This is a genomic window from Niveispirillum cyanobacteriorum (assembly GCF_002868735.1).
Lineage (GTDB): Bacteria > Pseudomonadota > Alphaproteobacteria > Azospirillales > Azospirillaceae > Niveispirillum > Niveispirillum cyanobacteriorum.
Genome location: NZ_CP025612.1, coordinates 245,239 through 258,514, shown reverse-complemented (window position 1 = coordinate 258,514; position 13,276 = coordinate 245,239). Strand labels below are relative to the sequence as shown.

The window sequence follows — 13,276 nt, the reverse complement described above, 5'->3', positions numbered from 1 at the left end:
ATCGAATTTGTTACCGCTCCCATAGTATATTTATATGATATAATGTATGTTCAGTTGATCCATACAATCAGATTGAAGAGTTTGAAGCGACAGGATCGATGCGGAAAGCCGCAGATCGCCTGGATTGCCGATAGGCGAGCAGGCCTGGAGCCGCTGTCTAGCGCTGGCGCTGCAAAAATGCCACATCGCAGTGCGGTGATTCACGCTGCACTGCGATGTGGTCAACTGTTTAGACTTCGGGGAATGCCGATTCTCACGGGCTTTCAGGGCATCAATACCGCAGCTTCACTAGACTGGACTGACCTATCGACCCTGAATACTACCATCGAGATATATCGATCACAGAACCGGCGTTGCCAGGGTCTGGGCTTCGGCCTGACAGCGGGCGGCATCCGGCTGAGATTGGGACGCAAGAGCGGACAGTTCTGCCTTGGCCGCTGCTAAGTCCGCCTGGAAAGCGGGAGAGGATCGCAGGCGGGTCATGGACAGGGTCGCGGACAAACGCCCGGCCTCCACCGCACTGGCATTGTGAACGCCACAGACGATCCGACTTTCACCATAGGCGCGGCCCCGCGCCAAGATGGCCGACGCCCGCTCTGGCATCAGTTCGGCCAGGATCAGGGCCCAGGTCCAGCCATGGGTCGTGTGGCCTGACGGGTAATCAAAGCTCATCACCTCAATTCGCGACTGACAGATCGGGCCGTCATCGAACTTGAACGGCCGCTGACGCTGGAACTTCTTCTTCACGGCGCGGTTGGCATCGGACGCGTTATCCGCCGCCGTTTCCAGAACATGGGTCAGGGCCGGTGCCTGCTTTTCCGTCAGCTCCAAGCCCATGGCACAGCTATAGGCGCTGTACATGTAATCCGGCTTCTCGCTGACATCGCTGGTGGCTAGCAGCCAGCGCGGCGAGCCTTCCAGCTTCCGGGTGGCGCGGAAAATGGCGCGGTCGGCCTCGGCCCGGGGGTCACCTTCCTTGGGCGCGGCGGGCAGGATCGACAGAAGGTCGATGTCCCCTTCCTTCATGTAGGAGGACGCACCCTCCAATGCCAGCGCCGGCAGCGTGTTGAACAGCACGCCGCAGATCAGTACCGCTATCAATAGAATCTTCGCCTTCATAAACCCTGTCCCTGACCGATCCTCGTCGGCATCAACACTATCATGTTCGGTTGGACGGGGACGACAGATGTGCGGCGTAGAAGGCGGACAGCGTCTCCAGTGCTTCCTCCACCGGCCACTCCGCTGGAGGCTGTGCTTCGGCGTTCGGTCTCAGTTCGTTGGTCAGTTGTGCATGCAGGGCACGTTCCGGCCCGCTTCGCCTGCGCGTACCGGATTGGACCAGGGTGTCGCCCAACGCGGCCAGTTTTTGACCCAGTTCAATCTGGCCCATCCTGACGGCCAGCAGGGAGCCACGTTCCAGCGTCCAGGGATAGGCGAAGCTGTATTGGATGCGACGGGTGATGATGAGGGCGGCCTGTGCGTGCACCAAGGCCTCATCCATCTGACCGCAGAGCAGAAGATAGGAGGATAGGTTGGCATGCAGCGTCTGTCGCAGCACGGGCATGGCCGGCTCGTTCAGGCTCAATGCCCGGCGCGCAATCTCAATGGCCGCTTGGTGATTGCCAACATTGAATTCGGCATCTGCCAACCGCAGCAGCGGAAGATTACGATAAAGGCCCTGCTGCTCGGCGATAGACTGGGCCTGGCTGAACTCCCGGCGGGCACCGTCGGCATCACCGATTTCGGCCCTCAGCCAACCTGCCAACGACAATAGTTTCACCTGGTCGGGATGCATTTCATGCTGTCCGGCAAAGGTCCCTGCCTCGGCCCACAGCGCCAGACAGGCCTCGGCATCCCCCGTATACCAGTGGATATAGCCGCCAGACATCAACCCATCCACCCGCATCACATGCGGGACACCGGGCGCCCTGACAGCGTCCAGGGCGGTCACCAACTCCGTGCGGGCATACACATCACGGTGCGCATGCTGTGCCAGCCGGACAGGTAACCCTTCGCCATGGATCAGCAGGCCAAGGGTCGCCCGGATATGCGGCGGGGTCTGATCATTGCACAATTCCCAGGCACGCAACACATACTGGACCAGATCGTTCATCGGACCGATATAGTTCCAGAGCCGGCATGAAATGATGGCCAGTTCCTGGCCCCTTAGAACATCCTCGCCACCCAATGCCCAGACCAGCATGGAACGGACATCAGCGACGTCAAGGCGCAGCGGTTCATTCGCGGCACTGACCCGCCCTTTGATCCGCAGAAAACGGTAGGTCTCCTTTTCCAGCCAATCGATCACGCGGGGCCGCAGCCGATCGCGATCGATAAGGCCCGGCTCCAGCGCCAGCGCGTATTGGCGGATCGTATCGAGCAGGCGGAGGCCCGGTTCCCGCCGCTGTCCCGGCCCCGCCACCAAGGAGCGGGCAACAAGCCCCGCCACCAGGCCCGGCACATCGCCGGACCGCAGCGGAGCGATGCCACAGACCGCAACCGCTTGTTCAACGGTCCACACACCCGAAAACACGGAAAGGCGGCACAAAAGCAGCCTTTCATGCGCCGACAGCGTTTCCACGCTCCAGTCCAGCATGCGTGTCAGGCTGCCATGGCGATACCCGGCCTCGTCCGGTAGGGGCAGATCCTGGAACCGACCCTCCAGCGCCTGAACCACCTCTTCAACAGTGCAGTCACGCAATAGACCCGCCAGCAGCACTAGCCCCAGGGGCAACCCATCCAGGTGCCGGCAAAGGCGGGCCAAGGCAGGCATCTCCGTATCGGCCAGCGGCGGCCAGCCGGCGCGAGCATGGTTACGAAGCACCAGACGTACCGCCGGCGAGGCCCGGATTGCGTCCGGATCGGTTTCATCTTCCGGCGAAACCATCAGGGGACAGAGATGCAACAGCATCTCCCCGCCCAATCCCAACGGCTCCCGGCTGGTCAGCAGCAGCCGGACGTCGGGGCAGGCGCTTAACAGGCCGTCTGCAAACTCCGCCACCTCGTCCAGCAGATGTTCGGCATTGTCCAGGACCAGCAGGGTTGGCTCAGCCGACAGGCTTGTACGCACCGCTGCCAGCAGATCGCCGCCCACGAACTTCATTGACAGCGCAGCGGCGGTCACCACGGGCACGAGACCCGGTTGCCGGACAGGGGCCAGTTCGACATGGATCACACGCAGCGGCTGACCACCCGCAAAGGCACGCGCCAGACTGGTTTTGCCCACCCCACCTGGACCGACGATGGAGACCAGCCGGGATTGGGACAGCATGTCCCGGAGCCTTTCCAGCTCTGCCCCGCGTCCTATAAGCTTGTCGACAACCGGTTGTTCAAGCGACGCCGGAGCCACCAGGGCAAGCGCCAGCCGGTAGCCCACGCCGGGCACATTCTCAATGGCAACGTCGCCCAGCGCCCGACGCAGCGCCCGCACCTGAACCCGCAGATTGCCGGCACTGACGGTAACACCGGGCCAGACCTGCGCCGTGAGGTCAGCAGCGGTTACCGGCTGCCCGTCCGCAGCCCCCAACGCGCGCAGCAGGTCAAATGCGCGATCACCCAGCGGCACAGGCTGACCGTCGCGCAGCAGCCGGCGATGGACCTGATCCAGCACATATGTTCCGCCCTGACCAGCGCCCATGCTTTGCCCTGAAATCGTCAATTCCACCAACTATTTATCGGTCATCGCCCAAAAGCTGAAATTGATTTTATTTATTTTAACATGCGTTGCTCACCGTTCCGGCTGAATAGTTTCCTCCAGCACCCCCGCCAGAAACCAGAGGGGCGTGCGCGGCATCCATACAGCACGGAGAAGACCCATGGGCACGATCATCACCGATGACGGTACGCAGCTCTACTATAAGGATTGGGGTGCAGGACGGCCCGTGGTTTTCAGCCATGGCTGGCCGCTGAATTCGGACAGCTGGGAGAACCAAATGCTGCATCTGGCCAGCCACGGTTTCCGCGCCATCGCCCATGACCGCCGTGGCCATGGCCGGTCCAGCCAGCCCTGGCATGGTCACGACATGGATACCTACGCCGACGATCTGGCGCAGTTGATGGAGACGCTGGACCTGCGCGATGCGGTGCTGGTCGGCTTCTCTACGGGTGGTGGGGAGGTGACGCGCTATGTCGCCCGCCATGGGCGCGCGCGGGTGGCGAAAATCGCCCTGGTCGGCGCGGTACCGCCGCTGATGCTGAAGACCGATGCCAATCCCGGTGGCCTGCCGATGGAGGTGTTCGACGGCATCCGCGCCGGCAGCCTTGCCGACCGGTCACAGCTCTATAAGGACATCGCCTCCGGCCCGTTCTTCGGCTTCAACCTGCCCGGCGCCAAGCCGTCGCAGGGCATGATCGACAGCTTCTGGATGCAGGGGATGATGGCGGGCCACAAGGCCACCTATGACTGCATCAAGGCCTTCTCCGAAACCGACTTCACCGAAGACCTGAAGAAATTCGGGGACCTGCCGACGCTGGTGATCCATGGCGACGCCGATCAGGTCGTGCCCATTGATGCCGCCGGGCGCGCCGTGGCGCGGCTGTTGCCCCACGCGGATCTGAAGGTCTATGAAGGCGGCCCGCACGGTGTGACGGATACGCACAAGGACCGGTTGAACGCCGACCTTCTGGCCTTCGCCAGCGCTTAAGGTTAACATGCCGTCGCTCCCGCCCGGACGGTGGGGGCGACGGCAGCAGAGGGTGTGACGATGCGGCCAGACCCTGGACAGTTCGGGCAGGACAGACTGACGGCGGAACTGGCTGTCGGGGCTTACCGGTTTCATCGGGAAACACGCCGGCTGACCAGCCGGGGTGGTACCCTTGTACCGTTGGGCCGCCGGGCCACAGCCCTGCTGTCCATCCTGGCCGACCATGCCGGGCAGGATGTATCGGCGGCCCAGCTGCTGGACCGTGTCTGGCCCGGACAGATCGTCGATCCCGCCAATGTCGCGGTGCAGATTTCGGGCCTGCGGGCCGCCATCGGCGACAGCGATGGCAGCGTCATTCTGACGGTGCATGGGCGCGGCTATCGGCTGGCCACCGGTGGGACAGCCATAAGCAGCGTAACAGCGGGCAACATGCCCCTGCCCCTTTCCCCCCTGTCGGGGCGGGAGGTGGAACTGGCTAACGCCATGCGCCGCCTGCGCCGCGACCGGCTGCTCGTGATTACCGGCCTCTCGGGCATTGGCAAGACAAGGCTGGCCCTGGCCGCAGCCAACATGATGACCGGCGATTTCCCGGATGGGCGCTGGCTGGCCACGATGAACGGCCACCTTTTCCCCGATGCACCGTCGCTGGCTGGTCATATCCTGGCCCTACTGGGCGGAACACCGGGAGCCGACCCCGTCGCTGCCCTGCTGGATCAGGTCGGCAAAAGCCAGACCCTGCTGCTGCTCGATAGCGCGGAAGGGTTGGAAGATTGCGCACAAGACCTGGTGCTGCGGCTGCTGGCGGGCTGTCCGGGCCTGTCCGTACTGATCACCAGTCACGTTGCCCATGGCCGCCTGCGACAGGCCTGTGTCCGCCTGTCGCCGCTGGCCATACCCAGCAACGATACCGAGGCGGCGCCGGCTATGGACCTGTTCCTGACAGCCGCCAATGCTGCGGGCCTGCGGATCGACACAGATGCCACGCCATCCATCGTTCGGATCTGCCGTCAACTGGGTGGTGTGCCGCTGGGGGTGGAGATTGCGGCCCGCGCGGCCAGCCTGCTGGGGCTGTCCGCCACCGCGGATGCCAGCCGGGACCCGATGCGGGCACTCCCCCTGGTCCGCCGGCCCGGTCCTGCACGCCACCGCTCCGTCGGTGCCGCCATGACCTGGGCGCTGGGGATGCTGACCGATACCGAACAGCGCGCCTTGCGCATCCTGTCCACCCTGCCCGGCGATTTCACGCGGGCAGAGGCGGAGCTTGTCCTGTCCCGTGCGGGTGCCGATCAGCCACGCCGCTGGTTGGCGCGACTGGATAGCAAATCCATGCTGGAACATGCAGGCGATGGGTTGAGCCTCAATCCCCTGGTGCGTGCCGGCACAACGGCATCGGTGCTGGGATGATGCGGATTGTCGCTCTCCTGCTGTCCGCCCTGCTGCTAGCCGTCCCATCTCCTGCCGCAGAACCGCTGCGTGTCGCCATCGGGCCGGAACCGGAAACGCTTGACCCGCACAAGGGTACTGAGATTTCGGCCGCCCGCCTGCTGCTGGACCTGTGCGAAGGGCTGCTAACCCGCGATGCCGATGGCCGCACCGTGCCAGGCGTGGCGGAACGGGTCGACCATGCCGCCGATGGCCTGACCATGGTTTTCCATCTGCGCGGCAATGCCCGCTGGTGGAACGGCGATGCGGTAACGGCGGCGGATTTTGTCCGGGGCTGGCGCCGGGCCATTGATCCCGCGACACGGTCGGGCATCGCTGATCTTCTGGATGGGGTGGAGAATGCGGCGGCCGTCCGCCAGGGTCTGCTACCACCGGACCGGCTGGGTATCCAAGCCGCGGATGCGCGGACGCTTGTGGTCCGTCTGGAGCGGCCTGTGCCGGATTTCGACATGGTGCTGGCCCACCGCCTCACCCTGCCCGTCCATGGCCCCACCCTGGCGGCCCATGGCGATGGCTTTTCCAGGGCTGGTACCTTGATGTGTAACGGCCCCTACCGCCTGAGCGAACACCGGCTGCAGGACCGCTATATCCTGGACCGCGCGGAACAATGGCATGGGGCGGCCAATGTGAAGATCGCCCGCATCGAAGCGCTGGTGGCGGAAAAGGCGGAACTGGAACTGAGCCTGTTCCGTACGGGCCAACTGGATATTACCAGCACGGTTCCGGCGCCCATGCTGGAATGGGCCCGCACCAACCTGCCGGATGCCGTGCAGATCCATCCCTGGACCCTGTTGTCCTTAATGCTGGCCAACCCCGATGGCGCGGCGTGGCGCAACAATCCCGCCATTCTGGAGGCGCTGGAACTGGCGCTGGATAGGGATCAACTGGTGGCCGATGCGCAGGGCCGGGCCCTGCCGGCCTATGGACTGATCCCGCCCGGCCTTTGGGGCAAGGATAGGCCGCCCGCACCCAAGGTCCTGACGGGGGAGGCAAGACGGCAGGCGGCCCGTGACGCCCTGGCCCGGGCCGGCTACGGTGCTGGGACGCCGCCGCCACGTGTAGAAATCGTGTTTGCCGGCGTGGAGGCGATCCGCCGCCGGGTCATCGCGATCGCGGCGCAATGGAAACAGGTCTTAGGCGTGGAAACAGATCTGGTCGGGCTGGAATCCCGCATGGTCAGCGCCCGGCAGCGTCAGAAGGATTTCCAGGGCTTCCTTTACACCAGCTGGATTTCCTACTCGCCCTTCTACGCCCTATCCCCCTTCCTGCCGCCGGATGCGGCGGTCACAGCAACAGACCCGGCGGGACAGGCGCAACAGATACAGGCCCTGGAACGTTCCCTGCTGGAAAGCCGGCGGGTGATACCGGTCGCCTTCGGCAGCGCCATACATCTGGTATCGCCCCGCGTGGGCGGATGGCGGGGCAACACCTATGACATCCATCCGCTGCGGTATCTGACGCTGAGGCCATAAAGACAAGGGCGGGAACCGTCGGCCCCCGCCCTTGTCACTCACTCTGCTGCCGCACTGACCGGCGAAACCGGACGGCGCCAGCGGGCCAGAAGTTCCGCTTCCTCCGCCTTGGCCTTGTGCAGGTGGTCTTCCTTCACATGACCAAAGCCGCGGATTTTCTCCGGGATGCTGGCGATATCGACGGCCAGATGCATGTTGGCGGGCGACAGGCCGGCCAGCAGTTCCTCCACCACCGCGATATAGTCGGTGATAAGCTGACGCTCCATCACCCGCTCGGGGTTGCGGCCGAAAATATCCAGGCTGCCGCCGCGCAGACCCTTCATCTTCGCCAGCATCTTGAAGCCCAGCATCATGGCGGGGCCAAATTCCTGCTTCTTCAGATGGCCGGTGATCGGATCGCGCGCGGATGTGGCCGGCGGGGCCAGATGGAATTTCAGCTTGTAGTCGCCCTCGAACTGGCTGGCCACCTGCGCCTGGAAACGGCCATCGCTGTACAGACGCGCCACCTCATACTCGTCCTTATAGGACATCAGCTTGAACAGATACCGGGCCACTGCGCGGGACAGGGCGTCGCGGCCCGGCGTACGGTCAGCCTCCACGGCCTGCACCCGATCCACCATGGCCTTGTAGCGGCCGGCATAGGCAGCATCCTGATAGTCCGTCAGATAGGCGATACGGCGTTCGACCATCTCCGCCAGCGTCTCCGACGCGCGGCGGTGACCGAAGGCGCCCGTTTTTTCCTGCTTCGGGATTGCGGCATCGATGACACGGGTCAGGTCAAGCGCAGCACGGCGGCCCCAGCGGAAGGCGTCGGTATTCATCTTCACCGCCGCCCCGTTCAGCTCGATCGCCTTTTCAATCGCCGTGGCCGAGGTCGGGACCAGCCCCTTCTGATAGGCATAACCCAGCATGAACATGTTGGTGGCGATGCTGTCACCACACAGGGCGGTAGCGACCTTCTGCGCGTCGATGGCCGACACGGCCTCCGCCCCACCCACGCCCGATGCGATGGTGCGGGTCAGGCTGCCCGACGGCACTGTGGCATCGGCATTGGCGATGAAGGCCGCCGTCATTGTCTCCGCGGTGTTCACGACCGCGCGGGTGCGACCCGGTGCCATCTTGGACAGGGCATCGGCATTGGCGGCCACGACGATGTCGCAGGCCAGCACAAGATCGGCGCCACCGGCCACAATGCGGTTGGCATGGATGTCGCCCGGCCGTTCGGCGATGCGCAGATGGCTGGTCACCGACCCGCCCTTCTGCGCCAGACCGGCCATGTCCATGGCGGTGAAGCCGCGGCCTTCCAGATGTGTGGCCATGCCCAGGATCGCGCCGATGGTAACAACGCCCGTGCCGCCGATCCCGGTGACAAGGATGTTCCAGGGCTTGTCCAGGGTCGGGATGGCCGGTTCCGGCAAGATACCCCAATCGTCGCCCTTGGCCGCCGCCGGCTTCGGCTTCTTCAAGCTACCGCCCTCAACCGTCACAAAGCTGGGGCAGAAACCCTTTAGGCAGCTGAAATCCTTGTTGCAGCTGGACTGGTCGATCTGCCGCTTGCGCCCGAACTCCGTCTCCACCGGCACCACCGACAGGCAGGAGGATTTGGCGGAACAATCACCGCAGCCTTCGCAGACCAGCTCGTTGATCACCACGCGCTTGGCGGGATCGGGATACTTGTTGCGCTTACGGCGGCGACGCTTTTCGGCGGCACAGGTCTGTTCATAGATGATGACTGTGACGCCCTTTTCCTGGCGCAGGTCGCGCTGCACCTGATCCAGCTCGTCACGATGGAAAATCTTGGTGCCATGGGGCAGGCCACGACCTAGCCCATACTTTTCCGGGCCGTCACTTACCACCACGATGCGTTTCACGCCCTCCGCGTCCAGCTGCTGGGCGATATCATAGACGGAGAGGGTGCCGTCCACCGGCTGCCCGCCCGTCATGGCGACGGCGTCATTATAGAGGATTTTGTAGGTCATGTTGACCTTGGCCGACACGGCGGCACGAACCGCCAGCAGGCCGGAATGGAAATAGGTGCCATCGCCCAGATTGGCGAAGACATGCTCTTCACCCGAAAACGGCGACTGCCCGATCCATTGTACCCCTTCGCCGCCCATCTGGCTGAACACTTCCGTGTTACGGCCCATCCAGGTCACCATGTAGTGGCAGCCGATGCCGGCCAGACCACGGCTGCCATCGGGCAGGCGGGTAGAGGTATTGTGCGGACAGCCAGAGCAGAAGAAGGGCGTGCGCACCGTGGTCGATGACGGCGTGTTCTGCCGCACCCGGTGCTCCATACGGGCCAGCCGCTCCGACACGTAATCGTTCGGACCAAAGGACAGGATGCGCCCGGCCAGAACGCGGGCAATATCCACGGGGTTGAGTTCCGCCTTCTCCGTGAACAAGGGCTTGCCCATATGGTCGGTCTTGCCCAGCACGCGCGGGCGACGATCCCAGTGGAAAAGCTGCTCCTTGATCTGGCTTTCCAGGACGGAGCGCTTTTCCTCAACCACCAGCAGTTCCTCGGTGGTCTGAGCAAAGGCGCGCATGCCCTGCGGCTCTAGCGGCCAAGCCATGGCCACCTTATAGATGCCGAGACCCCATTCCCGCGCCATCTCCTCGCTGATTTCCAACTCGTCCAAGGCCTGACGTACATCCAGATACGACTTGCCGATCGTGACCAGGCCCAGGCGCGGGGCGCCATGGCCGAACACTACCTTGTCCAGGCGATTGGCCCGCGCGAACGCCCGCGCGGCGTCCAGCTTCCAATCGATCATGCGGGCTTCCTGAATCAGCGGCGTGTCATGCAGCCGGATGTTCAGCCCGCCGGGCGGCAGTTCGAAATCGGTCGGTTCCTGGATGATGATGCGCGCCGGATCGATATCAACGATGGCCGTGGTATCGATCGTGTCGGCAATACAGGTAAAGCCGACCCAGGCACCAGAATAGCGCGACAGGGCAAAGCCGATCAGGCCCAGATCTAGGAATTCCTGCACACCGGCGGGATTGATGGTCGGCATGAAGGCATGAATGAAGGCCTGATCCGACTGGTGCGGCAGCGTGGAGGACTTGCAGCTATGGTCGTCACCAGCAAAGGCCAGGACGCCGCCATGCCGGCTGGTCCCGGCGAAATTGGCGTGCTTGATGGCATCAATGGACCGGTCCACGCCGGGGCCCTTGCCGTACCAGATGCCGAACACGCCATCGACCTTAGCGCCCTGCCAGAGATTCACCTGCTGGCTGCCCCAAACGGCGGTGGCGCCCAGTTCCTCGTTCACGCCGGGCTGGAAGTGGATATCGCCCTTGGCCAGAAACTTCCGGGCCTGCCACAGCGCCTGGTCATAGGCACCCAGCGGCGAGCCGCGGTAGCCGGAGATAAAGCCCGCCGTCTTCAGGCCCGCCACCTGATCCCGCTGCCGTTGCAGCATGGGTAGGCGCACCAGCGCCTGGGTGCCGGTCATGAAAGCGCGGCCCTGCTGAAGGGTGTATTTGTCGTCTAGCGCGACGGTCGCAAGCGTGCGGGCGGCGTTGGCCATTTCTTAATACCCTCCCCTATCGGACCGCTATGTTAGGTCCGATTATTGACCCTGTCCTGCCTAGACCGTAACCACGAAAATAGGTCAATGCTACTGACTTATTTTCGGTCCAAAACCGATCTCCCGACGCGTGGATTCGTGCATGGATTTCCGGGGTTTCAGGTGCATTATTACTGCTGCAATGCGGCATCGCACTGCATCGGGCGCGGACCGATTCGCGCACCACCCCGGACCGGGGGACAAGCAGTTCGAGCTATGCTTTCGGGCAGGGGAATCGGGCAGGCCTGTTAACCCTCTTTCGTGGTAATCAGGTTTCCAGAAGAGCATAAATCGGCAACATTGCAGAGAAAGGACGGCGGTGGCGGATTTCGACCTTCAGCAGTCGCTGACCCTGCATCAGCGCTTCCTGGAAGGGCGTCCGGGCGGCAAGCGGCTGGAACTGAAATCACAGGATCTGCGCAGCGCCAGCCTGCCCAACGCCGACATGCGCAACGCATTGTTAAGCGGCGTGAACCTGGAAGATGCCGTCCTGCGCGTTGCCAATCTGGACGGGACGGACCTGTTCGGGGCCAATCTGGCACGCGCCGACATGGTTGGGGCCAGTCTCGTCAGTGCCGATCTGCGCGGCATCAATCTGGCCGGGGCCAACCTGCGCGGTGCCTGTTTCGACCGGGCAGACCTGCGTCAGGGCCAGTTGGTGATCTGGGTTGGCAAGGTTAAGCAGCAGGTGGTGCAGACGGCCAATCTGACCGGTGCCGACATGGCCAATGCCTCGCTGGCGGGTGCCGATCTGTCGGGCGCGGACCTGCGCAATGTCAATCTGGCGGGTGCCAACCTGTCGGGCGCGCACCTGTTCGCCGCCAACCTGTCGGGGGCCGATCTGCGCGGCACCAGCTTTGCCGACGCCAAGATGAAGGCGGTCATTCTGGACAATACCCAGGTGACCGGCGCCGACTTTGCCCGTGCTGACCTGCGCGATGCACGGTTACGCAATGTCCCGCCTGACGCCGCCAACTTCAAGGCCGCCTATACCGATGGCGCGGTGTTCAGCGCCAACCATGGCAAACTGGCCCCCGAGGTCCGTGAAGCCATCGCGCAGCATCAGCGCTGGATTATCAGCAATGGTCGCGAAGGGCTGCGCATGGTGCTGATGAAGCCCGACCTGACCGGTGCCGATCTGACCGGCTGCGACCTGTCGGGGTCAGAGATCACCTATGGCCGCTTCGACAAGGCTAATCTGCGTGGCTCCATGTGGCGGATGGCCAAGCTGACGGGGTCCAGTTTCCGGGGGGCGGAACTGCGCGATGCCGTCTTCGATGGCGCCAATCTGGCCCGTACAGACATGCGGGAGGCCAGCCTGCTCGACACGCAGTTCAGTCCTGTCGCTTTGCGCGGCGCTGATGGTCAGTCGATGGGCCGCGACTGGCCCGCCGACCTTCGGGAGGCCAATCTGGCCGGCGCCGATGCGCGCGGGGCCAGTCTGCGCGGTGCCCGGTTGGAAGGGGCAAAATTCAGTGACGGGAACTTCGCCGCCACCGACCTGCGGGGTGCAAGCCTGGATCCCAATGCCACCAACGCCCCAGAGCTGCGCCGCGCCCGCTGGCAATGATGCATCGCGGCAGGTGACGCCACCCCCATCGCTGGGCTACGGTGCATGCCAGCATGCGACAGCAATCCAAAGAATGACAAATGGCGAAGCACAAGCCCGATCCCAGCACCCTTCCCTACCGTCCCTGTGTCGGCATCATGCTGATCAACCAGGACGGCCACATCTTCGTGGCCAAGCGTACGGACACCCCCGACGCCTGGCAGATGCCGCAGGGTGGCATTGATGATGGTGAAAGCCCGGCCCAGGCCGCCCTGCGTGAGTTAAAGGAAGAGATCGGCACAGCCAAGGCCGTGATCCTGGCCGAAAGCGGACAGTGGCTGTCCTATGATCTGCCGCCCCATCTGGTGGGCAAGGTCTGGGGTGGCCGGTACCGCGGCCAGACCCAGAAATGGGTGGCTTGCCGGTTCACGGGCACGGACGCCGACATCAATATTGAAACCGAACATCCGGAGTTCGATGCCTGGCAGTGGGTGCCGATGCATAAGCTGACCAGCCTGATCGTACCCTTCAAGCGCGCGACCTATGAACAGGTGGTGGCCGAGTTGGGCCATCTGGCCGTTCCAGGCTGAGGCA

8 protein-coding genes are annotated in these 13,276 nt (G+C 63.8%); 5 read left to right on the top strand and 3 right to left on the bottom strand.

The window, feature by feature from the left end; translation table 11 throughout:
- Positions 1 to 339 precede the first annotated feature (339 nt).
- Both C0V82_RS17090 and C0V82_RS17085 read right to left on the bottom strand, forming a co-directional pair.
- On the bottom strand, positions 340 to 1,119 hold the full coding sequence (locus C0V82_RS17090) for an acid phosphatase (RefSeq protein ID WP_102113678.1): 780 nt from the start codon (positions 1,117 to 1,119) through the stop codon (positions 340 to 342).
- Positions 1,120 to 1,159: 40 nt separating this feature from the next.
- The gene (locus tag C0V82_RS17085) at positions 1,160 to 3,610 is read right to left on the bottom strand and encodes an ATP-binding protein (RefSeq protein WP_158660007.1); all 2,451 of its coding nucleotides are present in this window, start codon (positions 3,608 to 3,610) and stop codon (positions 1,160 to 1,162) included.
- Positions 3,611 to 3,815: 205 nt separating this feature from the next.
- On the opposite strand from C0V82_RS17085, the gene C0V82_RS17080 reads away from it, so the two are divergent.
- The 3 genes from C0V82_RS17080 to C0V82_RS17070 are packed head-to-tail and all read left to right on the top strand — an operon-like array spanning position 3,816 to position 7,558.
- Entirely contained in the window at positions 3,816 to 4,643 is an 828-nt protein-coding gene (locus C0V82_RS17080) for an alpha/beta fold hydrolase (RefSeq protein ID WP_102113676.1), read from the top strand.
- 60 nt (positions 4,644 to 4,703) lie between these two features.
- Positions 4,704 to 6,047 carry an ATP-binding protein gene (locus C0V82_RS17075; RefSeq protein WP_102113675.1) on the top strand — a complete coding sequence of 448 codons (1,344 nt, stop codon included), beginning with the start codon at positions 4,704 to 4,706 and terminating at the stop codon, positions 6,045 to 6,047.
- Positions 6,044 to 7,558: a peptide ABC transporter substrate-binding protein gene (locus tag C0V82_RS17070; RefSeq protein WP_102113674.1), complete on the top strand. Its 1,515-nt coding sequence runs from the start codon at positions 6,044 to 6,046 to the stop codon at positions 7,556 to 7,558. Before C0V82_RS17075 ends, C0V82_RS17070 begins: the two co-directional genes overlap by 4 nt.
- A 38-nt stretch (positions 7,559 to 7,596) precedes the next feature.
- On the opposite strand, the gene C0V82_RS17065 is transcribed toward C0V82_RS17070, so the two are convergent.
- Entirely contained in the window at positions 7,597 to 11,094 is a 3,498-nt protein-coding gene (locus C0V82_RS17065; RefSeq protein WP_102113673.1) for an indolepyruvate ferredoxin oxidoreductase family protein, read from the bottom strand.
- Positions 11,095 to 11,452: 358 nt separating this feature from the next.
- Between C0V82_RS17065 and C0V82_RS17060 the strand changes: the two genes are divergently transcribed.
- Positions 11,453 to 12,703, top strand: a complete 1,251-nt coding sequence (locus C0V82_RS17060; RefSeq protein WP_102113672.1) for a pentapeptide repeat-containing protein — start codon at positions 11,453 to 11,455, stop codon at positions 12,701 to 12,703.
- Between the two features lie 80 nt (positions 12,704 to 12,783).
- Positions 12,784 to 13,272, top strand: a complete 489-nt coding sequence (locus C0V82_RS17055) for an RNA pyrophosphohydrolase (RefSeq protein WP_102113671.1) — start codon at positions 12,784 to 12,786, stop codon at positions 13,270 to 13,272.
- Positions 13,273 to 13,276: the final 4 nt, after the last annotated feature.

Excerpts from the sequence above, each read along its gene's own strand:
- C0V82_RS17080 (WP_102113676.1), top strand. The coding sequence starts at position 3,816 with ATGGGCACGATCATCACCGATGACGGTACGCAGCTCTACTATAAGGAT.
- C0V82_RS17070 (WP_102113674.1), top strand. The coding sequence starts at position 6,044 with ATGATGCGGATTGTCGCTCTCCTGCTGTCCGCCCTGCTGCTAGCCGTC.
- C0V82_RS17065 (WP_102113673.1), bottom strand. The coding sequence starts at position 11,094 with ATGGCCAACGCCGCCCGCACGCTTGCGACCGTCGCGCTAGACGACAAA.
- C0V82_RS17075 (WP_102113675.1), top strand. The coding sequence starts at position 4,704 with ATGCGGCCAGACCCTGGACAGTTCGGGCAGGACAGACTGACGGCGGAA.
- C0V82_RS17090 (WP_102113678.1), bottom strand. The coding sequence starts at position 1,119 with ATGAAGGCGAAGATTCTATTGATAGCGGTACTGATCTGCGGCGTGCTG.
- C0V82_RS17055 (WP_102113671.1), top strand. The coding sequence starts at position 12,784 with ATGGCGAAGCACAAGCCCGATCCCAGCACCCTTCCCTACCGTCCCTGT.